This window comes from Streptomyces sp. ADI95-17 (assembly GCF_003846175.1).
Classification (GTDB): Bacteria; Actinomycetota; Actinomycetes; order Streptomycetales; family Streptomycetaceae; genus Streptomyces; species Streptomyces sanglieri.
The window spans coordinates 1,734,640-1,759,228 of record NZ_ML123044.1; the positions used below are offsets into that span (position 1 = coordinate 1,734,640).

Annotated in this window: 27 protein-coding genes and 1 pseudogene; 12 read left to right on the plus strand and 16 right to left on the minus strand. The window is 69.8% G+C overall.

Annotated elements, in window-relative coordinates; genetic code table 11:
• The 4 genes from EES42_RS07940 to EES42_RS07955 all read right to left on the minus strand — a co-directional run.
• Positions 1 to 687, minus strand: a 687-nt coding sequence (locus tag EES42_RS07940; RefSeq protein WP_164495179.1) for an LmeA family phospholipid-binding protein, incomplete at its 3' end; no start/stop codon positions are given.
• A gap of 131 nt (positions 688 to 818) precedes the next feature.
• Positions 819 to 2,282, minus strand: a complete 1,464-nt coding sequence (locus EES42_RS07945) for a hypothetical protein (RefSeq protein ID WP_124717297.1) — start codon at positions 2,280 to 2,282, stop codon at positions 819 to 821.
• A 10-nt stretch (positions 2,283 to 2,292) separates the two neighbouring features.
• Positions 2,293 to 2,547, minus strand: coding sequence for a MoaD/ThiS family protein (locus EES42_RS07950; RefSeq protein WP_124717298.1), 255 nt, complete (start codon positions 2,545 to 2,547; stop codon positions 2,293 to 2,295).
• A 41-nt stretch (positions 2,548 to 2,588) separates the two neighbouring features.
• On the minus strand, positions 2,589 to 3,494 hold the full coding sequence (locus EES42_RS07955) for an alpha/beta hydrolase family protein (RefSeq protein WP_124717299.1): 906 nt from the start codon (positions 3,492 to 3,494) through the stop codon (positions 2,589 to 2,591).
• 275 nt (positions 3,495 to 3,769) lie between these two features.
• Here EES42_RS07955 and EES42_RS07960 point away from each other — a divergent pair, with 275 nt between their 5' ends.
• The 6 genes from EES42_RS07960 to EES42_RS07980 all read left to right on the plus strand — a co-directional run bounded on the left by EES42_RS07960 (position 3,770) and on the right by EES42_RS07980 (position 9,419).
• Positions 3,770 to 4,573 (plus strand): response regulator transcription factor, encoded by an 804-nt coding sequence (locus EES42_RS07960; protein WP_124717300.1) that lies wholly within the window; start codon positions 3,770 to 3,772, stop codon positions 4,571 to 4,573.
• Between the two features lie 24 nt (positions 4,574 to 4,597).
• Positions 4,598 to 5,635, plus strand: a complete 1,038-nt coding sequence (locus EES42_RS07965) for a LacI family DNA-binding transcriptional regulator (protein WP_124717301.1) — start codon at positions 4,598 to 4,600, stop codon at positions 5,633 to 5,635.
• Between the two features lie 248 nt (positions 5,636 to 5,883).
• On the plus strand, positions 5,884 to 7,008 hold the full coding sequence (locus EES42_RS47250) for a S1C family serine protease (RefSeq protein WP_124717302.1): 1,125 nt from the start codon (positions 5,884 to 5,886) through the stop codon (positions 7,006 to 7,008).
• A gap of 30 nt (positions 7,009 to 7,038) precedes the next feature.
• Positions 7,039 to 7,206: a hypothetical protein gene (locus EES42_RS44625; RefSeq protein ID WP_164495180.1), complete on the plus strand. Its 168-nt coding sequence runs from the start codon at positions 7,039 to 7,041 to the stop codon at positions 7,204 to 7,206.
• 57 nt (positions 7,207 to 7,263) lie between these two features.
• The gene (locus EES42_RS07975; protein WP_124717303.1) at positions 7,264 to 7,995 is read left to right on the plus strand and encodes a response regulator transcription factor; all 732 of its coding nucleotides are present in this window, start codon (positions 7,264 to 7,266) and stop codon (positions 7,993 to 7,995) included.
• The gene (locus EES42_RS07980) at positions 7,992 to 9,419 is read left to right on the plus strand and encodes a sensor histidine kinase (RefSeq protein ID WP_124717304.1); all 1,428 of its coding nucleotides are present in this window, start codon (positions 7,992 to 7,994) and stop codon (positions 9,417 to 9,419) included. The genes EES42_RS07975 and EES42_RS07980 overlap by 4 nt, the downstream gene beginning before the upstream one ends.
• Before the next feature lie 18 nt (positions 9,420 to 9,437).
• Here the strand turns inward: EES42_RS07980 and EES42_RS07985 are convergent, their stop codons facing one another.
• From EES42_RS07985 to EES42_RS07995, 3 genes are all read right to left on the minus strand, one after another.
• Positions 9,438 to 9,980 carry a PIN domain-containing protein gene (locus EES42_RS07985; protein ID WP_124717305.1) on the minus strand — a complete coding sequence of 181 codons (543 nt, stop codon included), beginning with the start codon at positions 9,978 to 9,980 and terminating at the stop codon, positions 9,438 to 9,440.
• A gap of 33 nt (positions 9,981 to 10,013) precedes the next feature.
• Entirely contained in the window at positions 10,014 to 10,460 is a 447-nt protein-coding gene (locus EES42_RS07990) for a helix-turn-helix domain-containing protein (protein WP_072488011.1), read from the minus strand.
• A gap of 136 nt (positions 10,461 to 10,596) precedes the next feature.
• Positions 10,597 to 11,187 (minus strand): TetR/AcrR family transcriptional regulator, encoded by a 591-nt coding sequence (locus EES42_RS07995; RefSeq protein WP_124717306.1) that lies wholly within the window; start codon positions 11,185 to 11,187, stop codon positions 10,597 to 10,599.
• A 228-nt stretch (positions 11,188 to 11,415) separates the two neighbouring features.
• On the opposite strand from EES42_RS07995, the gene EES42_RS08000 reads away from it, so the two are divergent.
• Positions 11,416 to 13,341: a serine/threonine-protein kinase gene (locus EES42_RS08000; protein ID WP_124717307.1), complete on the plus strand. Its 1,926-nt coding sequence runs from the start codon at positions 11,416 to 11,418 to the stop codon at positions 13,339 to 13,341.
• 26 nt (positions 13,342 to 13,367) lie between these two features.
• Here the strand turns inward: EES42_RS08000 and EES42_RS08005 are convergent, their stop codons facing one another.
• The 3 genes from EES42_RS08005 to EES42_RS08015 all read right to left on the minus strand — a co-directional run bounded on the left by EES42_RS08005 (position 13,368) and on the right by EES42_RS08015 (position 15,090).
• Positions 13,368 to 14,261 (minus strand): phosphatidylinositol-specific phospholipase C, encoded by an 894-nt coding sequence (locus EES42_RS08005; protein WP_124717308.1) that lies wholly within the window; start codon positions 14,259 to 14,261, stop codon positions 13,368 to 13,370.
• A 58-nt stretch (positions 14,262 to 14,319) separates the two neighbouring features.
• Positions 14,320 to 14,628, minus strand: a complete 309-nt coding sequence (locus EES42_RS08010) for an Imm49 family immunity protein (protein WP_124717470.1) — start codon at positions 14,626 to 14,628, stop codon at positions 14,320 to 14,322.
• 138 nt (positions 14,629 to 14,766) lie between these two features.
• Positions 14,767 to 15,090 carry a hypothetical protein gene (locus tag EES42_RS08015; RefSeq protein ID WP_124717309.1) on the minus strand — a complete coding sequence of 108 codons (324 nt, stop codon included), beginning with the start codon at positions 15,088 to 15,090 and terminating at the stop codon, positions 14,767 to 14,769.
• A gap of 150 nt (positions 15,091 to 15,240) precedes the next feature.
• On the opposite strand from EES42_RS08015, the pseudogene EES42_RS08020 reads away from it, so the two are divergent.
• A pseudogene (locus EES42_RS08020) lies at positions 15,241 to 16,212 on the plus strand (IS630 family transposase); the annotation flags it as partial.
• Between the two features lie 165 nt (positions 16,213 to 16,377).
• On the opposite strand, the gene EES42_RS08025 reads toward EES42_RS08020, so the two are convergent.
• Complete coding sequence (locus tag EES42_RS08025; RefSeq protein WP_124717310.1) at positions 16,378 to 17,322, minus strand: SMP-30/gluconolactonase/LRE family protein; 945 nt, start codon at positions 17,320 to 17,322, stop codon at positions 16,378 to 16,380.
• Between the two features lie 105 nt (positions 17,323 to 17,427).
• On the opposite strand from EES42_RS08025, the gene EES42_RS08030 reads away from it, so the two are divergent.
• The 3 genes from EES42_RS08030 (at position 17,428) to EES42_RS08040 (ending at position 19,548) form a co-directional block, all read left to right on the plus strand.
• Positions 17,428 to 17,880, plus strand: a complete 453-nt coding sequence (locus EES42_RS08030) for an Lrp/AsnC family transcriptional regulator (RefSeq protein WP_124717311.1) — start codon at positions 17,428 to 17,430, stop codon at positions 17,878 to 17,880.
• A 308-nt stretch (positions 17,881 to 18,188) separates the two neighbouring features.
• Positions 18,189 to 18,641, plus strand: a complete 453-nt coding sequence (locus EES42_RS08035) for a DUF5959 family protein (protein WP_241196272.1) — start codon at positions 18,189 to 18,191, stop codon at positions 18,639 to 18,641.
• Positions 18,642 to 18,936: 295 nt separating this feature from the next.
• The gene (locus tag EES42_RS08040) at positions 18,937 to 19,548 is read left to right on the plus strand and encodes an AAA family ATPase (RefSeq protein ID WP_124717312.1); all 612 of its coding nucleotides are present in this window, start codon (positions 18,937 to 18,939) and stop codon (positions 19,546 to 19,548) included.
• On the opposite strand, the gene EES42_RS08045 is transcribed toward EES42_RS08040, so the two are convergent.
• The 4 genes from EES42_RS08045 to EES42_RS08060 form a co-directional block, all read right to left on the minus strand.
• Entirely contained in the window at positions 19,509 to 19,880 is a 372-nt protein-coding gene (locus EES42_RS08045) for a hypothetical protein (RefSeq protein ID WP_124717313.1), read from the minus strand. The genes EES42_RS08040 and EES42_RS08045 overlap by 40 nt on opposite strands.
• Positions 19,881 to 20,216: 336 nt before the next feature.
• A complete protein-coding gene (locus EES42_RS08050; RefSeq protein WP_124717472.1) occupies positions 20,217 to 20,411 on the minus strand; it encodes a DUF397 domain-containing protein in 195 nt (64 codons plus the stop codon).
• Between the two features lie 249 nt (positions 20,412 to 20,660).
• Positions 20,661 to 20,855, minus strand: a complete 195-nt coding sequence (locus EES42_RS08055) for a DUF397 domain-containing protein (protein WP_124717473.1) — start codon at positions 20,853 to 20,855, stop codon at positions 20,661 to 20,663.
• Between the two features lie 13 nt (positions 20,856 to 20,868).
• Complete coding sequence (locus tag EES42_RS08060; protein WP_124717314.1) at positions 20,869 to 21,720, minus strand: helix-turn-helix domain-containing protein; 852 nt, start codon at positions 21,718 to 21,720, stop codon at positions 20,869 to 20,871.
• Positions 21,721 to 21,969: 249 nt separating this feature from the next.
• On the opposite strand from EES42_RS08060, the gene EES42_RS08065 reads away from it, so the two are divergent.
• Positions 21,970 to 22,428: an ATP-binding protein gene (locus tag EES42_RS08065; protein WP_124717315.1), complete on the plus strand. Its 459-nt coding sequence runs from the start codon at positions 21,970 to 21,972 to the stop codon at positions 22,426 to 22,428.
• Between the two features lie 69 nt (positions 22,429 to 22,497).
• On the opposite strand, the gene EES42_RS08070 is transcribed toward EES42_RS08065, so the two are convergent.
• Positions 22,498 to 24,351: a bifunctional metallophosphatase/5'-nucleotidase gene (locus EES42_RS08070; protein ID WP_124717316.1), complete on the minus strand. Its 1,854-nt coding sequence runs from the start codon at positions 24,349 to 24,351 to the stop codon at positions 22,498 to 22,500.
• Positions 24,352 to 24,589 lie beyond the last annotated feature (238 nt).

A 24,589-nucleotide genomic window follows, 5' to 3' on the forward strand; every position in this document is an offset into this window, starting at 1 on the left:
GCCGGCGAGCTGTACGTCCGTGCCGGTGACCGAGATCTCCAGGCCGTCCTCGGTGGGCTGGATCTTCTGGAGCTTGAGACCGCTGGGCAGGCCGCCGACCTCGCGGTCGAAGTCGGTCTTCTTGCGCACCAGCCCCTCCAGCCCGGGTATGCCCTTGCCCGGCACCTCGTCCGCGTGCACCCGCAGGGTGTGGCCGTCGACCAGGGTGACGGTGGACAGGACGCTGCGCGAGATCGGGTTGCCGAGGACGTCGACCGTGCCGGTCACCTTCACCTTGTTGTTGCCGCCGTACTCGACGGCGACGCCCTCGCTGGCGGCCTCGGTGAGGTCCTTGTACGAGATGACGGCGGTGCCCGTGGCGCGGGCGGCGGTGGCGCTGGAGTAGCCCTCGGACAGCTTCACGTCGTGCAGCGCCGCGTTCATCCTGCTGATCCGGAGCCGGTGGCCGTTGGCGTCGGTCTCGATGCCGGTGATCTCCACGTCGACCTCGTCGAGCTGATTCCCGGCGACCTGCGTCAGGAACGGGAATCCCTTGATGGAGATGTCCGTCGAGCCGATCGTGGCACCGGTGACCTTGACCCGCCCCGCGGCCTCCGACTCGGCGAAGTACACCGCCGCCCGGTCGACGGCGACGAAGATCCCGCCCAGAACCACCACGATGACCAGCAGTATCCGCAGTGCACGCATGCCCGCTCTTTCCCCCACCCTGCAATCCGGCCCGACCCCTGGCGCCCCGCACGTCCACCGAATGTGCACGGCGCCCCGGGTGATCGACGAGCGGGCACCCCTCTTCGGTTCCCGGGGCGCCGGGCCGGACGCTACGAGATCGCGCGGCCGATCAGGTAGACGGCGGGCGCCGCGGCGGTGAGCGGCAGCGCCACACCGGCGGTCATGTGGACGAAGCGCGACGGGTAGTCGTAGCTCGCCACCCGCAGCCCGATCAGTGCGCAGCCGCCCGCCGCGAGGCCGAGCAGCGCGCCCTTCGTGCCCAGGTCGGTGAGCGTCCCGGCCACGGCGCCGCCGCCCGCCGCGGCGAGCAGCGCCACCACGACCGAGGCCGGTCCGGGCAGCGGCAGCGCGCGGACCAGCACGGCGACCGCGACGGCCACCCCGCCCACGGTCACCGCGTCCGGGACCGCCGCGAGGTGTCCGGCGGCCAGGACCGAGAGCGCGGCCGAGGCGACGGTGGCCATCAGCCCCTGCATCCGCTCGTCGGCGCTCGCGTGGCTGCGCAGTTGGAGGACCACGGTGAGCAGCACCCAGACGCCGAGGGTGCCGAGGATGGCGGCCGGGCCGTTCTCCCGGCCCGCGGCGAGCAGCGCGATGTCGGCGACCAGGCCGCCCGCGAACGCGAGCGCGATGCCCTGCCGGGCCGGCCACATGCCGTTGAGCCGGAACCAGCCGGCCGCGGTCACGGCCTGGAGCAGCACCAGCGGCACGACCAGGGCGTACGACCCGATCGCGGCGCCCAGGGCGAGCAGCAGGCCGAGCCCGGCGGTGATCGCGGCGGGCTGCATGCCCGGCGCGATGATCGGCGAGCGGCCCTCGGCGCGGGCCCGCTGGGCATCGGTGATGCGGCTGTTGCCCAGGGTGGTGGGGGCGCTGTAGCCGTCCGCGTCGTGCCCGGGGGCGGAGGCGGGAGCGGGAGCGGGAGCGGGTTCGGCCGCCGCGGCCTCGGGCGGCAGCGGGTACCCGCCCGTGACGCCCTGCGGCGCCAGGTAGGTGGTCTCGGCGGCGGCCGGAACGGGCTGCTGCACGGACCGGTCCGGCTGCGCGGGCTGCGCCGGCTGCGCGGACTGGATGACCGGCTGGTACTGGGTGTCCCAGGTCTGGCCCTCCCACGTCTGCGCGACGCCGGGGTCCTGCGGACCGTGCGCCACGGGCGCGGCGGGCTCCTGCGGATACCCGGCCGGCCACGCCTGCTCGGGGCCCGCCTGGGGCGTCTGGGGTGTCTGGGGCGTCTGGGGTACCTGGTTCGGGTCGTACTGGCCCTGCGCCTGCTGACCGTACGGCTGCGCACCGTAGGACTGGTGGCCGTACGACTGATCGCCGTACGACTGCTGATGGCCGTACGACTGCTGGTCGCCGTACGACTGCTGATCGCCGTAGGACTGCTGATGGCCGTAGGACTGCGCACCGTACGACTGCTGATCACCGTACGAGTGCGGCTGCGGCTGCGGCTGTGCCGGCTGTGGCTGCTGACCGTTCGACGGGTCGTGGCCGGGGACGTACCCGTAGCCCGGGTCCTGTCCGTACGGATGCTGCTGATCGTTGCTGCTCATGTTCTGCGGTTCACCCTCCTGCGAACGGCGGGAGCACCTCGACCGTGCCGCCCTCGGCAAGGCGTACGGTCTCATGGCCGCGGGTGCCCACGGGGTCACCGTCGATGAGGAACGAGCACCTTTGCAGCACTCGGGTGAGCTCTCCGGGGTGCCGTTCACGCACCGCGTCGAGCGCCTCGGCGAGGGTCGCAGCCGTGTACGGCTCCTCCGCGGTCCCGGCCGCGGCCTTGGCGGCGGCCCAGTAGCGGATGGTTCCCGCAGGCATGGCGCCACTCCTCTCGTCTCTCGTGAGCTGTCCATGATGGGTCACGGCGTCACCGCCCAGTCGGCGATGCGGGTGAGCAAGGTCTCGTCCGCGGCGTTCTCCGCGTGCCCCATGCCGCGCTCCAGCCACAGCTCGGCGCCGTCGCCCGCCGCGTCGGCCAGCGACCGCGGGTGGTCCAGCGGGAAGTACGGATCCCGGTCGCCGTGCACGATCAGCAGCGGCGTCGGGCCGAACAGCCCGGCCGCCTCGACCGGCGCGAGCGGCACCGGGTTCCACTCGTCGCGGTCGATCCGGGTGTGCAGGCCGTACCGGCCGACCAGCCGGCCCAGGGGCCGGGTGACCACCCAGTGCAGCCGGCGCATCGGGGCCGTGCCCCGGTAGTACCAGCGAGCGGGGGCGCTCACGGCCACCACCGCGTCCGCGTGCGCCTCCGCACGCGCCCCGACGCGCCCCTCGCGCTCCGTAAGCTCCACGACGTCACCGGCGCCCGTGGCGTCCACCGGCCGGCCCGCGTAAAGCGCCCCGTGCCGCAGCACCACGGAGCCGCCCATCGAGAATCCGACGGTCACCACCCGGCGGTGCCCGAGCGAGCGCGCCCACGCCACCGCCGCCGCCAGATCCAGCACCTCGCGGTCGCCCACCGTCGACCGCCCGCCGGACCCGCCGTGCCCCCGGAACGAGAAGGTGACCACGGCCGCACGCCCCGCGAACACCCCGGCGGCACGCCGCACCGCGGGCCGGTCCACCGAACCGGTGAAACCGTGCGCGAGCACGATCGCAGTACCGTCGAAGGATGATTCCGCAACGGCCCCGGCACCTGCCGTGCACGGCTCGTACACCGCCTCGATACGCACCCCGTCATCGGTACGCAATGTGGTGCGCAGGGGACCCGGCGTGATCAAGGGAACAGCAGAACCCCGAAATCGCCCCTCGGACACAGAACTCATGTGGGCTATTGTGCTGGGAAGAGGATCCGGGCAGAGAAGCCCCCGGGTCCTTTTGTGCTTTCCAGGCGTTGTTACGGCGACGTTTCCACAAGCTCAGCGGTCCCAGGGCGCGGGACCGCACCGTGGGACCAGCACGAATACGTACGAAGAAGTGCCGCATACTCCCCCGGGCCCGGCCCGGGAGTGCCCCTCTCGCAGGGAACGAGGAGGACCGACGTAATGGGCGAGCGAACCGTGCACGATCATCGACCGACGACCCAGGCAGGTGGGCGGCGATGAGTTCACTGCTGCTCCTGACGAATGCCCTTCAACCGTCGACGGAGGTGCTCCCCGCCCTCGGTCTCCTGCTCCACAGCGTGCGGGTGGCACCCGCCGAAGGCCCCGCTCTCGTCGACACCCCCGGTGCCGACGTCATCCTGATCGACGGCCGCCGCGACCTCCCGCAGGTGCGGTCGCTCTGCCAGCTGCTGCGGTCCACCGGACCGGGCTGTCCGCTGATCCTCGTCGTGACCGAGGGTGGCCTCGCGGCCGTCACCGCCGACTGGGGCATCGACGACGTACTGCTGGACACGGCGGGACCGGCGGAGGTGGAGGCCCGGCTGCGGCTGGCCACCGGACGGCAGCAGATCTCCTCCGACGACTCCCCGATGGAGATCCGCAACGGCGACCTCTCGGTCGACGAGGCCACGTACAGCGCGAAGCTGAAGGGGCGGGTCCTGGACCTGACCTTCAAGGAATTCGAACTGCTGAAATACCTGGCGCAGCACCCGGGCCGGGTCTTCACCCGCGCCCAGCTGCTCCAGGAGGTCTGGGGCTACGACTACTTCGGCGGTACGCGCACGGTCGACGTCCATGTGCGGCGGCTGCGCGCCAAGCTCGGCCCCGAGCACGAGTCGCTGATCGGCACGGTCCGCAACGTCGGCTACCGCTTCGTCGTGCCCGAGAAGGTGGAGCGCGCGGCCGAGGAGGCCAAGGACCGGTCCTCGGCCAAGGCGGCCGCCGAACCCGTAACCCGTTCGGAGCAGTCGCGGACTTCCGGGATGAAGGAAGAAGCCCCGGTCCGGCCTGCCGGGAGATAGGTATATCCGCGTAGACTGCCGCGCGTGGCCAAGGTGACGCGGGACGATGTGGCGAGACTGGCGGGGACGTCGACCGCGGTCGTCAGCTACGTCATCAACAACGGACCGAGGCCGGTCGCCCCGGCCACACGCGAGCGGGTACTCGCCGCGATCAAGGAGCTGGGCTACCGGCCCGACCGGGTTGCCCAGGCGATGGCCTCGCGGCGGACCGATCTCATAGGGATGATCGTGCCGGACGCCCGGCAGCCGTTCTTCGCGGAGATGGCGCACGCGGTCGAACAGGCCGCCGCCGAACGCGGAAAGATGGTGCTCGTCGGCAACTCCGACTATCGCGACGAGCGCGAGGTCCACTATCTGCGGGCCTTCCTCGGCATGCGGGTCTCCGGCCTGATCCTGGTCAGCCAGGGCCCCAGCGAGCGGGCGGCCGCCGAGATAGAGGCATGGGACGCGCGGGTCGTGCTGCTGCACGAGCGGCCGGAGGCGATCGAGGACGTCGCGGTCGTCACCGACGACGTCGGCGGCGCCCAGCTCGCCACCCGGCACCTGCTGGAGCACGGCAACGAGTACGTGGCGTGCTTCGGCGGCGTGGAGTCCACCCCGGCGGTCGGTGACCCGGTCGCCGACCACGTCGAGGGCTGGCGCCGTGCGATGCACGAGTCGGGGCGCTCGACGGAGGGCCGGCTCTTCCAGGCCCCGTACAACCGTTACGACGCCTATCAGGTGGCGCTGAAGCTGCTCGCCGGGCCGGACCGGCCGCCGGCCATCTTCTGCTCGACGGACGACCAGGCCATCGGGGTGCTGCGGGCCGCGCGCGAGCTGCGCATAGATGTGCCCGGGGAACTCGCGGTCGCGGGCTTCGACGACGTGAAGGAAGCCGGGCTGACCGATCCGCCGCTGACGACGGTCTTCTCGGACCGCCCGGCGATGGCACGGGCCGCGGTGGACCTGGTGCTCGACGACTCGTTGCGGGTGTCGGGGTCGCGGCGGGAGCGGCTGAAGCAGTTCCCGTCGGCGCTGGTGGTACGGCGCTCGTGCGGCTGCGGGGAGCCGACGGTCAGGTAGCGGACGATCGGGTGGCGGACCGGCCCCCGGGCCGGGGCCGCCCCCGTCCTGCCAGGGCCGCACCTGTCGGGCCGGAGCCGCCCCCGTCCTGCCGGGGCCGCACCTGTCGGGCCGGAGCCGCACCTGTCGGGCCGGAGCCGCTCCTGTCTCGGGCCGGGGCCGTTCCTTATATCGGGCATACGAGCTTCTGCCGGGCTTCTCAGCGGGTGCTCAGGCTTCTCTCATCTTCGCCGGACAGGCTCATATACATGACAGAGAGCCAGCGCCCGAGCGGCGAGTACCCGATGCACCCCTCGTACGGCAACGGCGACGCGGCCTACCCGCCGCCGCCGTCATACCGGCCCGCGGAGCCGATCGCGACGGGCCCCGGCACCACCGTGTGGCCCGGCGGGAACGACGGCAGCGGCGGCGGCAGCGGCGGCAACGGGGCCGGCGGACCGGACTTCCCGCCGCCCGCACCCCAGGAACCCGCCGCACCCCGGCAGCGGGCCAGGCGGCCGGTCGCCCTGCTGGCGGCCGTGGCGATCGCGGCGGCGATCGTCGGCGGCGGCACCGCCACCGTCGTCGAGCAGCTCACCGGCGGCGGAACGAACAGCGCGGCCTCCGAAGTCGTCCCCGGCACCACCGTCTCGCAGAGCAGCAAGGGCACCGTCTCCGGTGTCGCCAAGGCCGTCTCGCCGATGATCGTCGAGATCAACGCGACCTCGACCGCGGGCGAGTCCACCGGTTCCGGCGTGGTCATCACCTCCGACGGCGAGATCGTCACCAACAACCACGTCATCTCCGGCGCCTCGTCGATCAAGGTGACGCTCAGCACCGGCAGGACGTACACCGCCGATGTCGTCGGCACCGACCCCGACAAGGACCTCGCGCTGATCAAGCTCCGGGGCGCGAGCGGGCTGAAGACGGCCACGCTGGGCGACTCCTCCGCCGTCGCCGTCGGCGACCAGGTCGTGGCGATCGGCTCGCCCGAGGGCCTCACCGGCACCGTCACCAGCGGCATCGTCTCCGCCCTCGACCGCGATGTCACCGTCGCCAAGGAGAACGGCAGCGGCCAGGGTCAGGGCGGGCAGGGCGGCGGCGAGCAGTGGCCGTTCGAGTTCGGCGGCCGGCAGTTCAACGGCGACACCGGCGAGTCCACCACCACGTACAAGGCCATCCAGACCGACGCCTCGCTCAACCCCGGCAACTCCGGCGGCGCGCTCATCAACATGAACGGCGAGATCATCGGCATCAACTCCGCGATGTACTCGGCGAGTTCGTCCAACGGTTCCAGTGGTTCGAGCGCCGGCAGCGTGGGCCTCGGCTTCGCCATCCCGGTCAACACGCTCAAGGCCGACCTCGACACCCTGCGGGCCGGCAACAGTTCCTGAGACTCCTGAAGCTCCCGAGGAGACCGACACATGCACCACCCCGCCCACACCCCCACCGGCCCGGCCGACCTGGCCCTGCCCCTCGCGCTCGTGAGCGAACAGGCCACGCACGGTACGGACCGCGCTCCGGAGGTCGGTACCACCGCCGCCCGCAAGCGCCGGGCCGCACGACGACGCGCCACGGCCGTGCGAGGCTGAGAGCACGACGTCCCGGAACGCCCGGGACCGCACGGCACGAGAAGAGGACAACGAGCGATGAGCCCCGCCGAAGACGATCCGCAGCGCATCCTGATCGTCGACGACGAGCCCGCCGTACGCGAGGCCCTGCAGCGCAGTCTCGCGTTCGAGGGCTACGGCACCGAGGTGGCCGTCGACGGCCTCGACGCCCTGGCCAGGGCGGAGTCGTACGCCCCCGACCTCATCGTGCTCGACATCCAGATGCCCCGGATGGACGGCCTGACCGCCGCCCGCCGGCTCCGCTCCACGGGCACCACCACGCCCATCCTGATGCTCACCGCCCGCGACACCGTCGGCGACCGGGTCACCGGTCTCGACGCGGGCGCCGACGACTACCTGGTCAAGCCCTTCGAACTGGACGAGCTCTTCGCCCGCATCCGGGCCCTGCTGCGCCGCAGCTCGTACGCGGCCGCGGCGGGCGGCGCCGTCCCCGACGACAATGTGCTGGCCTTCGCGGACCTGCGGATGAACCTCGCCACCCGCGAGGTCACCCGGGGCAACCGCCGGGTCGAGCTGACCCGTACCGAGTTCACCCTGCTGGAGATGTTCCTGGCCCACCCGCGCCAGGTGCTGACCCGCGAGCAGATCCTCAAGGCGGTGTGGGGCTTCGACTTCGAGCCGAGTTCCAACTCCCTGGACGTGTACGTGATGTACCTGCGGCGCAAGACGGAGGCGGGCGGTGAGCCGCGCCTCGTGCACACGGTGCGGGGGGTCGGCTACGCGCTCCGCTCCGGCGGCGGTGACGGATGACCGGCGCCCTGCGACGGCTCCGCGCCCTGCCCCTGCGCTCCCGGCTCGCGCTGCTGGTGGCGACGGCGGTGGCGATCGCGGTCGCGGCGGTCGCGGCGGCCTGCTGGTTCGCGACGAAGGCGCAGCTGGAGAGTCAGCTGGATTCCTCGCTGCGCAATGTCTCGGTCAGCAACGACTACATGCAGAAGCTGTTCATCGCCTGCACCCACCCCGACCAGGCGACCGTCCCGCCGATCGGAGGGACGTACACCGTGCAGCTCGTCACCGCGTCCGGGAGCACCTGCACCTCCGCCGGGGCCTCGCCGATCGGTGTGACGGCCGCCGACATCGCCGTGGCCGCCGGTGTACGGGACAACGTCCTGCACACGGCCAGCACGAAGAGCGGCAAGAAGATGCGCGTGTACACCTACGCGTACGAGACCCGCAACCCGGCGCCCGGCCTGGTCCCGGGAAGCTTCGCGGTCTCCATCGCCCGTCCGATGAGCGAGATCGACGACCCGCTCTCCACCCTCGCCTGGGTGCTCCTGGCCGTCGCCGGCATCGGCGCCGTCGGCGCGGGCGCGGCCGGTCTCTGGGTGGCCCGTACCGGGCTGCGCCCCGTCGACGAGCTCACCGAGGCCGTCGAGCACGTCGCCCGCACCGAGGACCTCACCGTCCGGATCCCGGTCGACGGCGAGGACGAGATCGCCCGGCTGTCCCGTTCCTTCAACTCGATGACCGAGTCGCTGGCCAGCTCCCGCGACCGCCAGGCCCAGCTGATCGCCGACGCCGGCCACGAGCTGCGGACCCCGCTGACGTCGCTGCGCACCAACGTCGAGCTCCTCGCCCGCAGCGACGACACCGGCCGGGCCATCCCGCCCGACGACCGCAAGGCCCTGATGAAGTCGGTCAAGGCCCAGATGACCGAGCTGGCCTCACTCATCGGCGACCTCCAGGAACTGTCCCGCCCCGACGCCCCCACCCCCGGCCCGCTCCAGGTCGTCGCGCTGCACGACATCGCGGACACCGCCCTGGAACGCGCCCGGCTGCGCGGCCCCGAGCTGACCATCAGGGCGGACCTGACCCCCTGGTACGTACGGGCCGAGCCCGCCGCGCTGGAACGGGCGGTGGTCAACGTCCTGGACAACGCGGTCAAGTTCAGCCCGTCCCGCGGCACGATCGAGATCGCCCTGCGCGACGGCGAACTGACCGTCCGGGACCAGGGCCCCGGCATCCCCGCCGACGAACTCCCCCACGTCTTCGAACGCTTCTGGCGCTCCCCCTCCGCCCGCCAGCTCCCCGGCTCGGGCCTGGGCCTGTCGATCGTCGCCCGCACGGTCCAGCAGTCGGGCGGCGAGATCACCCTGCGCCCGGCGGCGGACGGTCCGGGCACGGTCGCCTCGATCCGGCTGCCGGGGGCACCGCAGCCGCCGCCGGGGCTGTGAGCGCGGGGCGGGCCGAAGTCAAGGGCGGCGCCGGAACTCGGCAGCGAACTGCGGGGCGCCTCCCGCGTCCAACCGGTCCAGCAGCCCGTGCAGATCGCGGGGCTCCCGCCGGTAGGAGCCGGCCTGGGCGCGCAGCACGGAGTTCATCTCCACCGGGGCGAGATCGAGCATGTCCAACAGAAAATCGTCGGGACGCATCACCTCGATCTCGTACGGATCCGAGGCCTCGGCCGGGAAGTCCTTCACGTTCAGCGTGACGACGGCCTGCGCCTGTCCCCGGACCGCCGCCGCCAGCACATGCCTGTCCTTGGGGTCGTTGGCCATGGCAGGAATGAGCACCTCGTATCCCGACACGAGACTGTCAGGAAACGTGCCCGCCATGGCTTCGACGATTCCCTTGGCCTTCAGGGCCCCGATACGCTCACCAACGTTCCTGGTCAGTTCGTCCAGGATGTCGGTGGACCAGAGCGGTTCGTAGAGCTCGGCCTCGGCGAGTCTCAGCAAGGTGTCCCTGAGGTAGTTCGGGAAGAGGACACAGGTGTCCAGGACGACGCGCTGCACATCGCTCCAGTCGGCTCGGGCGGATTCAGCTGATCAGTTGTCGTAGAGACCGGCGTCCTCGGTCAGCCCGACCAGTTCGTCCAGTCCCCGGCGACGCTGCGAGCGTCTTTTCTCCTTGTAGTCGAGAACGTCGGCCAACAGCACTCTGCGGTGCCTTCCCGGCCGCGAGAAGGGAATCCCGCCCTCATCGAGGATCTTGACGAAGGTCGGTCGGCTCACCCCCAGGAGATCGGCGGCCTCCTGCGTGGTCAGTGTGGTGTTCACCGGTGCGACCGTCACGGCCTTGCCCTCCGACAGGGCCCGCACCACCACCATCAGCGCCTCGTAGACCTCCGGGGGCAGCGTGCGCGTGGCGCCGTCGGGGCCGCGCAGCAGAGCCGGCTCCACAGCTTGCGGGGTCCGGTCCAGGAAGGCGCAGAGCTCAGCGATCTCCGCGCGGTGCTCGGGCAGCAGAGTTCGGTCTTCAGTAGTGCCGTGCATAGCTCTGTCTCCTTTGAGAGTAGACCCAGCATCGCACAATTCGAAAGAAACGCAAGCGCCGTTCAGGCCAGGACTCAGGCCCTCAGGTTGCGCCGAATCAGGGATTCGACCAGGCCGGACGGCGCCCCGGGGCCGTTCACCGGCCGACCGAGCGCCAGATGTACTCCGGGACCGTCCGCGCGGCTTCTTCCATGTCGATGTCCCCGACGGAGAGCCAGCGGCGCACGATGCCCGTCACGGGGCCCAGGATCAGTGATTCCAGTACGGGCAGGGGCAGGTCTACGAGCTGCCCTGACGCCTGATGGGCGTGCAGCCAGGCCGCGATCGGGGCCAGCCGGGCCTCCTGGGCGCCCCGGACCCGATGGGCGTGTGCCGTGATCTCACGGTCCGCGGTGACGGAGTGCATGAGCCGTGCCGCGTCCGGGTTGAGCCGGGCGAAGCCCAGGTAGGCCCGCACCACGGCATGGACGCCGGAGCGTGCGTCGTCCGTCTGCTCCAGCGCCTTGCCCAGCTCGTCGAGGAGCCGGTTCAACCAGGTCTGCGCGAGCGCAAGCGCCACTCCCTGGAGGCTGCCGAAGTGGTGGTAGATGCTCCCCGCGCTGACCCCGCTGGCCGAGGTGATCGCGGAGAGCGTGAGACCGGCTTCGCCCTGCGCCACGTAGATGTCGAGTGCGCAGTCGAGCACCTGGGCGGCAGTGGCCTCACCGCGTTGCTGCTTCGGGCTCATCGATGCCGTCCCCGTCCCCGTTCCCGGAACCGGAGGTTCCTTGTGGAATGTCTCCCGGAACAGCGTAGTGAAGTTTCTGGAATTCTTTCCGGAAGTAGTTTCAATTACTGGGCGCCGTACCTCAGACTGAACACCGATCTCGCCAAGTCGCAGCAGAACAAACGGATTTCGGATGACTGAGACGGTCCCACGGGCTGCGACGCGGGACGCTCGGGGGAGCGCTCGAACATGGCCAGCGTGCACAACGACGATCACGAGAGCAGTGACGACAACGTCGACGGCGGCATCAAGCCGCTGACCGCGAACGACCCGGCCCGCATCGGGCCCTATCTGCTGCTCGGCAGGCTCGGCGCGGGCGGCATGGGCCGGGTCTATCTCGCCCGTTCCGAGGGCGGCCGCACCGTCGCGGTCAAGGTGGTGCACGCGGAGCACGTCGCGGATCCACAGTTCAGGGCCCGTTTCCGCCGCGAGGTCGACGCGGCGAGGCGGGTGGGTGAGCGCTACACCGCACCCGTGCTGGACGCGGCACCCGACGAGGAGTACCCCTGGGTGGCCACCGGCTACGTACCGGGGCTCTCCCTCGAACAGATCGTGCGCGGCCACGGCGCGCTCCCCACCGAGTCCGTGCTCGCCCTCGCCGACGGGCTGCTGCGGGCGCTCAAGGACATCCACGCGGCCGGCATCGTCCACCGCGACCTCAAGCCGTCGAACGTGATGCTCACGGTCGAGGGCCCCAAGGTCATCGACTTCGGTATCGCCCGTGCCGTCGAGACCTCGGTCGACTCGCTGCTCACCAGCACGGGGATGGTGATCGGGTCACCGGGCTTCATGGCCCCGGAGCAGATACGCGGCGAGAGCGCGGGCCCGAAGAGCGATGTGTTCACGCTCGGTTGCGTACTGACCTACGCGGCGACCGGCACGCTCCCCTTCGGCCACGGGGTGAGCAACCAGCACGCGGTGATGTACCACATAGTCGAGGCCGCCCCCGCTCTCGACCGGGTGCGCGACGAGGGTCTGCGCACCCTGATAGCCCGCCTCCTCACCAAGTCGCCCGACGAACGCCCGTCCGTGGACGAGCTGTTGGCCGAGCCCGGCCGGCAACACCTCACTCCGGCGGCGGCGTCGTGGCTGCCGGCGGACGTGGTGGGTCACCTCGCACGGCAGTCGGCGCAGCTTCTGGACGCGGAGGCGGCGCCGGTACGGCAGGAGCGTGTGGACCGCAGCACGGTCGGCCTGCGGCCGGCGGGGCCCGTTCCCGGGGCCGCCGGCGAGGCCACCCCCGAGGCCGTTCTCATCGGCGGGGCGGCCGAACCGAAGCGCAAGCGGGAGAAGCGGCGCCGGACGTTGATCGTGTCCGTCCCCGTGGTCCTGGTCCTGGCCGGGGGCGGCGGCACGATGGCCGTGCTGCAACCGTTCAGCGGCGACAGCGGCAACCACGCGTCCCGGCCCTCCGCCGGCGCGACGGGCCCGGCCGCCCCGACATCGCCGTCATCGCCCGCGGGCACACCCTCCCAGGGGGAGAAGAGTCCCGACACCTCCGGCGGCAAGGACAAGAAGGGGGACAAGAAGGAGGACAGGAAGGGCGACGCCGGCGAGGACGGCCGGGACGGAAGGGACGGCCAGAACGCCGAGAACCCGGGCACAGGCTCGGGATCATCCGGCGCGGGCGGCACATCGTCCACGGGCGGGTCCTCGTCCAGCAGCTCGTCCGGCGGCGGATCGCCGTCAGGGGGAGGGTCCGACGCGACGGGCGGCGGAGGTTCGAGCAGCACCTCGGGCTCCACGAACGGTTCGGGCGGCTCGGGCGGCTCGGGCGGCTCGGGCGGCGGGAGTTCGGTGCCCTCGTCGTTCGTGGGCACCTGGAAGTTCGGCGAGACGTACAACACCGGGCAGCCGGGCACCATCACCATCTCCCGGTCGGGTGTGGTGCGCATGTCCGACTTCCCGTACAACAACTGCCCGTACGAGGCCAAGGTGACCTCCACGGCGAACGGCAAGAGCCGTATCAACGTAGGCACTTCCAAGCTCATCGGGCCCAACCCCGGCTACTGCTACACGACTGTCGACCCGTCGTTCTACGTCCTCAACGGCAGCGGCATCCGGCACAACGTCGGGCCCGCCAGCGGCGACGGCTACTACTACAAACGAGCCTGAGACCGGAGGCCGGAGGCCGCGGAAGCTCAGACCCCCGGGTTGTGCCGGATCAGCGACTCGACCAGGCCGGACCGGGTGGCGGGGAAGTCCAGCGGGACGATCCCGAGCCCGGTCCAGCCCGCCGCCTCCGAGCCGTCCAGGAACGACTGCACCTGCGGGTTGAGCCGGTCCGCGTTCCAGCGGGGCGGCATCAGGGCGGCGGTGCTGACGTAGTTCATGAACAGCTTGCCGGGCTGCTGGGCGGCCTTGCGGAACTGGGCCTCGATCTTGGGGTACTTGGCGAACGGCTCCGCCATGTAGTCGTCCTGGATGTCGAAGAGTGCCGAGTCGGCGTACCGGACACCGGGCAGCCCGCCGTTGTCGGCCAGCAGCACGACCTTGCCCCGCGCGTCTCCCAGCGAGGGCAGCGCCGGATCGATACGGAACAGGGGCCGCCAGCCCCGGTTGTCGAGGTAGTCGTCGAAGACCGCCCGGAACGTCGCGTCGCTCTCCTCCGAGTACTCCTGCTTGACCCGCATCAGCACCGTCTCGGAGGGGTGCGCCGCCAGGAAGTCCCAGCAGGCGCCCAGCACATCGCCGAACATCAGGTTCTGGTACGAGGCCCCGTGATGGATCGCGAACGAGCCACCGGTGACCCGGCACCGTACGTCGAGGAAGCGGATGCCGCTGTCCAACTGCTCGGCGATCGTGGTGTTCTGGCACTCGGTCCAGGGTCCGCCGTAGCGGGCGCCGGAGTCGTGCGAGCCGGGGATCGTGAGGCGTTGCAGCGCGGTGGCGTCGGGGACGGCACCCATCCAGTCCTGGGTGGTGCGGACCTGGCGGTCGGCGGCGCGCGCGGGGCCCGTGCCGATCAGGACGGTGGCGGTGGCGGCGAGTGCGCCGGCCAGGAAGTTCCGGCGAGTGGCGGTGTACGGGCTCATGCGGGACGTGCCTCCGTCTGCCGTGGGGGGTCTACCCCGGGATTATGACGGGTACGCGTCACGACGGGAACAGGACCGACGGCCGTCCCGGGACCGGAGCACTCGACCGAACCCTCGCTCGCAGGGCCGCACCCAGCTGCGGCATCGGGCCCGCCCAGGAACGGTCCAGAAGGCGGACGGGCAGGTATTCGGACTCGACCTCGACGGGGAAGCCTGCGTCGTACGCGAGGCATGCGATGGCCAGCGGCCCGACGAGGGCCAGGAACCCCGCGATGTCCCCCGAACGCTCCGGCGTACTCCAGTACGCCTTGTGGAGTTCCAGAGCCTCCGCGAGCGCCTGGTTGAACCCGGCATGGTCCTTGCGCAGGAAGGGACGCCGTCAGCGACCGGCACAACCTTCTCCATCGCGGCCACAAGGTAGCTCTGGCGGGACACTCTCTTAGTGGTCGGCTCCGTAAATCCTTCAGGGGTTGACTTCGAAGGCGGGATCGTGGCTGGCGTCCGGTCAGGTGCTCGGGGTGGCGAGGTGGAGGTGGGCGCAGTCGAGGGCCTGTGCGGGGGTGCCGGTGAGTGAGCCGGTGGGCAGGACGGTGTTCTCGTACGTGTCGCTGCTGGCGAGGTAGAGGGTGAAGCCCCACGTGGCGGCGGTGCCGTTGTAGCGCAGTCGCATCAGCTTGACCTGTTCGCCGTCGGCCAGCTGCCCGGCCACGTAGGCGAAGGTGCCGCGGTGGCGGACGTGCAGGCGGGTCAGCTGCGGCCAGGCGGTGCGGGCGTGGTCGCCCAGGCGCTGCTCGAGTGAGAGCCTGGTGTGTTCCGAGGGTGCGGGCATGGCACCATCCTGCCCGCCGGGCCGGGGCCGAGAGACGGCAGGCTACGGCTGTCGTGCTCTGTCTCTCTCATGATCGGCTCCCGCTCCATGCCTGTTGTCCCGGCCCGCCTGATCGCCCTGACCGCCTCCGAGCGTGGGCGGCTCAAGAAGATGGCCTACGGTCACAAGACCGAGTACCGGCTGCGGGCTCGGGCGCAGGTGGTCCTGCACGCGGCCAGGGGACGCTCCAACGCTCGGATCGCCCGGGAGACCGGCCTGCATCTGGACACGGTGCGCAGGTGGCGGGGCAGATTCGCCGAGCAGCGCCTGGCCGGGCTCGCCGACCGTCGACGTTCCGGCCGCCCGCCGGCCTTTACCGCGTTGCAGATGGCCGAAGTCAAGGCGCTGGCCTGCCGGTTACCCGCCGAGAGTGGTGTGCCGCTGTCGCGCTGGTCGTGCCCGGAACTGGCCCACGAGGCGATGGCCCGGGGCATCGCCACGTTCGTGTCGGCCTCCACCGTGCGCCGCTGGCTCGCCAACGACGCGCTCAAACCCTGGCAGCACCATTCCTGGATCTTCATCACCGATCCCGACTTCCGCACCAGGGCCCAGCGCGTGCTGGATCTGTACGCCCGCACCAGGCCGGGCGTCCCGCTCGGCGAGGACGAGTACGTGATCAGCGCGGACGAGAAGACCTCCATCCAGGCCCGCTGCCGCTGCCACCCCACCCTCGCACCAGGCCGGGCGAGAGCGATGCGCGTGAACCACACCTACGAGCGCGGCGGCGCCGTGGCCTACCTGGCCGCCTACGACGTCCACACCGCCAGGGTGTCCGGCCGCACCGAACCACGCACGGGCATCGAGCCTTTCATGAACCTGGTCACCCAGGTCATGACCCAACAGCCCTACGCCAGCGCCAGACGGGTGTTCTGGATCGTCGACAACGGCTCCTCCCACCGCGGCAAGAAGGCCGCCGACCGGCTGACCGCCGCGTTCCCGAACGCCGTCATGGTCCACACGCCCATCCACGCCTCCTGGCTGAACCAGGTGGAGATCTACTTCTCCGTCGTCCAGCGCAAGGTCGTCTCACCCAACGACTTCACCGACCTCACCGAGGTCAGGAACCGGCTCCGAGCCTTCGAAGACCGCTACAATGCCACGGCACAGCCGTTCCAGTGGAAGTTCACCACCTCCGACCTGGACGATCTGCTGGCCAGGCTCGACCGGCACACCACCGATCACCAGGGAAAAATCCTCGCTCCGCCTCGCCGCATGATCAACCCCCGAAGGACTTCCGGAGCCGATCGCTCAGAGCCAGGGCCGGCGGCCCGGTCCGGTCGGGTGCGTGCCTGTGACGCCCATGACCACCGAGTAGAGGCTGGTCTCTGCGGCAATGAAGAGACGGTTGCGCTTGGCGCCGCCCCAGGAGATGTTGGCAACTGCCTCGGGGACGTTGAGCCGCCCGATCAGCGTGCCATCGGGGTCGTAGCAGTGCACTCCGTCGCCCATCGCGGCGGCCCAGAGCCGACCGGCGTCGTCGAAGCGGAGATTGTCGAAGCGGGCGGCCTTGCGGGCCTCCGCTTCAGCGAAGACTTTGCCCTCGGACAGCGTGCCGTCCTCGTGTACGTCGAAGACCCGGATGAAGCCTGCTCGGGTGTCGGAGACGAACAGTTGCTGCTCGTCATGTGAGAACACCAGGCCGTTCGGGGCGCCGAAACAGTCGGCGACCAGCCGCACTTCGCCGGTGGCCGGATCAATGCGGTAGACGTTGTTGGAGCCGATCTCGCTCAGCGCACGATAGCCCTCGTAGTCGCTGGTGATGCCGAAGTCCGGGTCGGAGAACCAGATCGAACCGTCGGACTTGACGGCCGCATCGTTCGGGCTGTTCAGGCGCTTGCCCTTCCACCGGTCCGCCAACACGGTGATGGTGCCGTCGTGTTCGGTCCGGGTCACTCGACGGTTGCCCTGCTCGCAGGTGATCAGCCGGCCTTGACAGTCGAGAGTGTTGCCGTTGGTGTGCCCGGCGGAGTGGCGGAAGGCGCTGACGGTACCGGTCTCTTCGTCCCAGCGCAGCATCCGGTCGTTGGGGATGTCGCTCCAGACCACTTGCCGCCAGGCAGGCAGGTAGATCGGCCCCTCGGCCCAGCGGCAGCCGGTGTACAGGACCTCCAGCGCCTCGTCACCGTTCATGCATCGCCCGGTACGGAACCGGTCGTCGAGCATCTCGTACAGTCCGGGGCGCTCGCCGGTCATGAGGTCTTCCCTTCGGTAGGCATCGCACACTGAACATGCTTTGACTAAGAGCCTAGACAACAGGACAAGGTATGGTCAGCACAAGAGAATTCCGAACGGAGAGTTGTGGATCACGTCGATCGCGTCCTGCTGGCGCAGCTCCAGCGAGACGCCACCCAGTCCTACGCCGCGCTGGGCCAGGCCGCCGGTCTCTCGGCCGGCGCCGCTCACGAACGTGTGCGCAAGTTGCGGGAGCGCGGCGTCATCCGGCGCACCACCGTCGAGACAGACCCGGCCGCGCTGGGCGGCGCCGTCCTGGCCTATGTGATGGTCGACTCGACTTCCTGGATGGGTGATGCGGCACAGGATTTCGCCGCGCTCCCCGAAATCCTGGAGGCGCACATCATCGCTGGCAGCGCCTCGGTGCTGGTGAAGGTCAGAACCGCATCCACCGAGCAACTGCAGGACGTGTTGCGCCGGATCTACGCCATCGACGGGATCAGCAGGACGCAGGCCACGGTGGTCCTTGAGACCTTCTTCGAGCGGCCGCTCTCCCCGCGGACTCCCGAGCAGACGTGATCGAGCACTTAATCGGACACTCCCTATCTCGCGACCACCGACATCTGCCGCAGCGACATGCACGGTCGCTGCTTCGGCGTCAACCCCCGAGGGACTTCCGGCCCCGACCACTTAGCCGCTGATCTCCCGTGCCAGGCTCGGGTCTTGAAGTATTCGAGGGTCGCTCCGGCGTACGTAATCTCGCCCTCGGTCGCGTCCTGGGCTCAGAACTCCTGACGGGACGACGCTTGGACTATTCGGTGGTGATGGGGAGGCTCGTCCGACACGATGGGCCGCGACCGTTGACGGGTGAGAAGGAGGGGTGCGCGGTGGATCTGATTCGTCTCTCGGATGGGGACAACAGCTTCCGGGTGCGTGTGCTGGGCCGCCGCATGCCGGGGGTGCTGCCGCTGCACGACCGGCTCGATGCTGAGGTGCTCATCGAGAGTGGCTTCGTGAACGGGCGGCTGGACCTGTCTCTGCTCCCCAGCGACCTGGACGACTGGTCATCTGCTCTGGGTGTACTTGCCACGGGCGGTGATGTCCGCTGGAGAGATGACGACCGAAGCCCTGAGATCCGGGTCCAGGCGCTCAATGAAGAGCACGAGACCCCGGCTGTGCACGTGGAGGACGTGGCCCGCTCCAGCATCTCCGTCTTCCTTCCCCTGTGCCTTGAGGAAGGATGGATCGACGACCAGCGGAAGCTGCTCCAACTGGTGCGTCGGGAGTGGCCGAGCGAGGTTCTGGAAACGTCACCGGGCGCCTACGAGTGGCGGCGCTGAACTGCAACCGGCCGGCGCCGGCAGATGACCGCTTCGAGCAGCGGGAAGATGCGTGACCGCCTGCGGACCCGGCACCGCCGTACCCGCCGCCTCCGACACCGTCGTCATCACGGCCGACCTCACGACCCTGGTGAGACGGTCCCGCCCTCACACATGGCGGGACGGCCGATTCCCCGCGCCGAGGGCATGGGCGCCGTGCCAGGTGTACTGAGAGTGGAGCAAGCGGTCGCCGACTCGGCGTGCGGGGGCGGCACATACCCTCAAGGCCCTGATCGTTCGCGCTTGGAGAACTCGCATGAGCTTGAATCCGGTGCCCGTCGACCGCGCCCCGGCCGCCGGGGCTGTCCTGCTGACCGGCATCCCGGGGAGTGGGAAGTCCACGGTGGCAGCCGCCCTGGCCGCCACGCTCCGGATGTCGGCCCATATCGAGGTGGATGCACTCCAGGAGATGATCGTCAGCGGTGGGCAGTGGCCCTCGCCGGCCGCGAACCCGGAGGCCGACCGGCAGATTTTCCTGCGGGCCCGCAACGCGTGCCTCCTGGCGGGCAGTTTCGCGCGGGCCGGTTTCACACCGGTCCTCGATGATGTCGTGGTCCGCCGTTCTCACCTTGACTTCTACCGCACGACGCTGGCGGCCGTGCCACTCCATATCGTCGTCCTGGCTCCCGGCCCGGCGGAGGCGTGGCGGCGCAACCAGGCGCGGGAGAAGGCCCTGGCCACCGACTGGTCGCCGCTGGACGAAGCGATGCGCTCCGAGCTCGCGCAGCAGGGGACCTGGATCGACAACGCCGCGCAGACGGTCGACGAGACGGTCGAAGCGATCCTGTCCGTGACCGGTCTGGCGTCGAGCCCCGCAGTCGATCCCGGTCACGCCCCGGTCGTAGGTGCCGCGTCCTCCGCACCGTAGACGGGCACGGAGAGTTGAGGACGGACGGTCCACTCGATCCAGGCCCCCCGGTGACTCAGCGAGAAGCCGCAGGGTTCGCCGCGATGGAGCGCGCCGACGGCACCGACGCATCCACCTCCGTCGACCCAACTCAGCGCCCGATGCCGCTCCATGGGCGGCAGATCAGCGGCCAGCGCCCGCACGTTGAGCCGGATGAAGCGGATCGCCTCGGCGGGGTCGAGCGCCATGTGCCGGGACACCTCGGTGATCTCGTCGGCCTCCATCGTGCGGTAGGTGACCCGCTCGCACCGGAACACGCGCGCTGCGGAGGGTACGGGTTGTTGCTCGCGCACAGAACTCCTCCTGGCGCCGCATCGGGACCGCCCCGCACCTGCGGCCGGCGTGACGAGCGGCAGGTGCGGGACGACCCTTCGGAACTCCGTTCAACTGGCGCAGAATTGACCGGAGTTGGGCACTCCAGGCACGACTCACCGGGGAGCCGGGCCGGCTGGAGGCACCACCCGAAGCTAGCGTTTTAAGCGAGCCCGTTTCAAGCGTTTGACGTCTAACGAGTGAGGTGTAGATAGTCGACACGTGCAGCCCGACCAGCTAATCCAAGCCCCCCGGACACACCAAGGGCGGCCCCCACCTGCGCCGATGGGAGCCGCCCGAAGCGAAAGCACTAGAGATCAGGCCAGATCGTCGAACTCGCCTTCCTTGGCGCCACCGAGGAAGGCGCGGAGCTTGGCACGGGTCGTACGGATGATCACACCCGGGTTGTCGCTCTCGCGCATCAGGATCTCGCCACCGTGCTCGGCCAGCTCAAGGCAGTTGTCACCATCGGCATCGGCCGACCTGGATGACTTACGCCACTGAATTTCCATCATTCTCATGCCCTCACATGCGCTCTGTGACTTCCTTGATGAAGTCTCTCGAACTATGCGAATCGAGCGATCGCCCTTCTGTTCGGTCGAGCACCGCCCGAAATTCACCGGAGCCGCGCCGCTGCGTCGACGAACCCCGAAACCAGCAGGACATCCGTCGACGCGGCATCAAGCTGCGGAGCTGGACTGCAATCTCAGCGGGTCGAACTGCGGAGCCCAGGAGGCCGCCCGAGGCAGGAGCGCGACAGCTCAGGCCAGATCGTCGAACTCGCCCTCCTTGGCGCCACCGAGGAAGGCACGGAGCTTGGCACGGGTCGTACGGATGACCACGCCCGGGTTGTCGCTCTCGCGCATCAGGATCTCGCCACCGTGCTCGGCCAGCTCAAGGCAGTTATTGCCCTCGCCATCCGATGACTTCGACGACTTTCGCCACTGGATTTCTATTGTTCTCACGCCTTCATACTTGTAGTGCGATGGTACGAATGAAGTCCCGCGTCTTCTCCGGATCGAGAGAACGCTCTTCGGTCCGGTTCAGAGCGACCCGCCAGTTCTCAAGGACTGTCTCGGCATCCAGGAACTTCGGTCCGGTCGCGGTGTCCATCTGCACAGTGTCGAGCTGCGACACGGGACCGTAGAGGTATTGTGCCGAACTGTTGGCGCGCGGGAAACCGCCCGCCGCGAACGGGATCGCGCGAATGACGACGTTGTCCCGCTCCGACTGCAGCAGCAGATAGTCGAGTTGGCTGCGTGCAATGGCGGAGCCGCCGTAGACCATCCGCAGTGCGGCCTCGTGGACCAGGAACACACAACGGGGCTGATCCACCCGATCGAGCACGTCCCGGCGCTTCAGCCGATGGGAAAGCAGGCGCCGTTGACGCGCCGGGCTGGACGGCGGGACAGTCTCCGCGAACACGGCCCGCGCGTAGTCCTCGGTCTGAAGCAGCCCAGGAATGTGCATGATCTCGACCGACCTGAAGCCGGCGGCGTGATACTCCAGTTCGGCCAGGTCGAGGGCGTCGCCGACGAATTCGCCCCGGTAGTCTTCCCACCAGCCGTTTATGCGCTCCCGCGCCATCTCCGCGAGCGCATCGATGTACGCGTCGTCGGAGCACCCGTAGTGCTCCGCCCATGTGCGCACCCGCTCCGTGCTGACGCCGAACCGTCCGGACTCGATGTTGCTCACCGTGGTGCGGTCCGTGCTGAGCATCGCACCCGCTTCCGTGAGCGAAAGCCCCGTGCGCTCCCGCATCTTGCGCATCTCGGCACCCAGTCGACGCTGGCGCACCGTGGGCGCCTTCCTTGATGGCATCACATTCTCCTCTCCCCGGGTCAGTGTGGCCCCGTTACCCATCGAGCCGCACATCGTTCATGACATTACACAAACGCGTCCAACACGTGAGGTGCATCGGCTATGGTCGCCACACCGCCGCGCCACACGTCGACAGACCGAAGTGCAGCCGTACACAGGCATGTTGACCAGTTCCTGCATACGGCCATCGCCACGGACGACGAGCGACGCACCCGTTCGCACCGCACCCCACCGCGTTGGGAGAACGACATGACCCACGTCCACGCCACCGCTTACTCCACGCCACCGGTCCCACAGGGCGGCGAGATCTACCGGCTCGCCCTGCCGAACACGGCCGGCGCCGCGAAGCTCTCGCGTGACTTCATCGCGTCGCTGCTGACCGTCAGCAGACACCGCGGGCTGGTCGACGACGCGCGTCTGTGCGTCACGGAGGTGGTCACCAACGCCCACCGTCACACGCGTACGTCCCTGATCCGGGTCCGCGTGACCGTCCAGCGCAAGCTGGTCACCGTCTCCGTCGCGGACGACGACCACTGGGCCCTGCCCGAGCCACCGGCCTTCCGCGAGGTGCGCGAACAGGAGGGCGGGCGTGGGCTGTTGCTTGTGGAGCGGCTGGCGTCCGCTTGGGGGATGACCGTGCTGGGTGGCTGCTTCCCGTACCGGAAGGCGGTCTGGTTCACGCTCTCGCGGGCCGGTTCGGCGCCCTGAACGCGCCGGGAAAACGCGGAAGGGCGGTGGGCCCGCCGGCCCACCGCCCCGCTCACCCGCGTACGGGAGTTACTGGATGACCGTGATCCGGTCCGCCGCCGGCGGGGCCAGCGGTGCGGCGGCCGTGGAGTGGGCCGCCAGGTAGGCGTTGAAGACGTCCAGGTCGGACGGGCCGACCAGCTTGTTCGTGCCCTCGCCGAGGGCCGCGAAGCCGTCGCCGCCGCCCGCCAGGAACTCGTTCATCGCGACGCGGTAGGTCTTGGCCGGGTCGATCGCCTCACCGTTGAGCTTGATGGTGTCGGTGACCACGCGGGCCGCGCCCGTCTTCGTCATGTCCAGGGTGTACGTGAGGCCCTTGGAGACCTGGAGGATCTTCGGGCTGGCCTCGTTGGAGCCGCTGACCTGCTGCTGGAGCGCGGTGACCAGCTGGGCGCCGGTCAGGTCGACGACGTTCATCATGTTGGTGAAGGGCTGCACGGTGAAGGACTCGCCGTACGTCACCACCCCGTCGCCCTCGGCGCCGCTCGCCTTGTGCACCAGGTCCGCGCGGATGCCGCCCGGGTTCATGAAGGCGACGACCGCCCCGCCCTTGTCCGCAGGGGCCAGGCCCTCCAGCTGGGCGTCGGCGATCAGGTCGCCGAGCGGCTTCTCGGGGGCCGTGGAGCCGCGGCCGTTGATGTCGGCGGTGATGTAGCCCTGCGGCTTGTTGGAGATGGGTGCCGCGAGGGTGTTCCAGCGGGCGATCAGGGCCGTCATGTCATTGGCCTTGGGCTGGTCCCGGCTGACGACGTGGTTCGCCGACTTCGGGTTCTTGGCACCGGCCGACTTCACCGACGTACGGACGATGTCCTTGGTGCGGCGGTCGTACGTGAGCGTCGTGTCGGTGTAGAGCTTGCCGAAGGAGGACGCCGAGGTGACCATGCGCGGGTTGCCCGCCGGGTCCGGGATGGTGCACACGTACGCCTGGTGGGTGTGGCCCGTGACCAGGGCGTCGACCTTGGGCGTGATGCCCTTGGCGATGTCGGTGATCGGCCCGGAGATGCCGTCACCGGCGCCGGAGCTGTCGCAGTCGTAGTTGTACGAGGTGGAGGCGGGGGCCCCGCCCTCGTGGATCAGCGCGACGATGGACTTGACGCCCTGGCGGTCCAGCTCCTTGGCGTACTTGTTGATCGTCTCGATCTCGTCGTGGAACTTCAGTCCCTTGACGCCGTTGGCCGTGACGATGTTCGGCGTGCCCTCCAGGGTCACCCCGATGAAGCCGATCTTGACGCCGTTCTTCTTCCACACCGTGTACGGCTTGAGGATCGGCTTGCCGGACTTCTCGCTCGTCACGTTGGCGGCGAGGTAGGGGAAGTCGGCCCCCTTGAACTTCTTGTCCTTCTCGTAGCACCCCTCGACCGGGTGGCAGCCGCCGTTCTGGAGGCGGGCCAGCTCGGTGGCGCCCTCGTCGAACTCGTGGTTGCCGACGCTCGTCACATCGAGGTCGATCTTGTTGAGCGCCTCGATGGTCGGCTCGTCGTGGAAGAGACCGGACAGCAGCGGGCTCGCGCCCACCATGTCACCGCCGGCCGCGGTGATCGAGTACGGGTGCCCCTTGCGCGCGGTGCGCAGCGAGGAGGCGAGGTACTCGACGCCGCCGGCCGGGATCGCCTTGGTCGTGCCGTCGGCCTGCGTCTCGGTGACCGTGCCGGCCGAGCCGGCCGGCGGCTCCAGGTTCCCGTGCAGGTCGTTGAAGGACAGCAGCTGCACGTCGACGGTGCGGGGCTTGTGGTGCCCGTGCCCGTGCCCGTGTCCGTGGCCGTGGCCGTGGCGGTCCTGGGCGCCGGCCGGCATCGCGGCGACGAGCGCGCCGACGGTGGCGAGCCCGGCCGCGGCGGCGAGCACCCGCCGGGACGCGCGGTTCTTCTGCGGTGTCGCTGACATCGGTCCCCTTGTGAGTTCAGCGGAGGTTCGAAAGTGGTGACGAGTCTGGAGACTTCGTGCGCAGCCTAGGGTCAACGCGCGTAGCGCGACAGGTGTCGGCGGTTACGAACTGGTTGCCATGCGGTGGGAATGGCTTCAAACCGTCACATGTCATGCGTATGGCTCGCATATGGGGGCAGAGAAACCCCGGCACTCCTGTGCGACGCAAGGCTGTACGCCATGGACACAGGGCGGACGG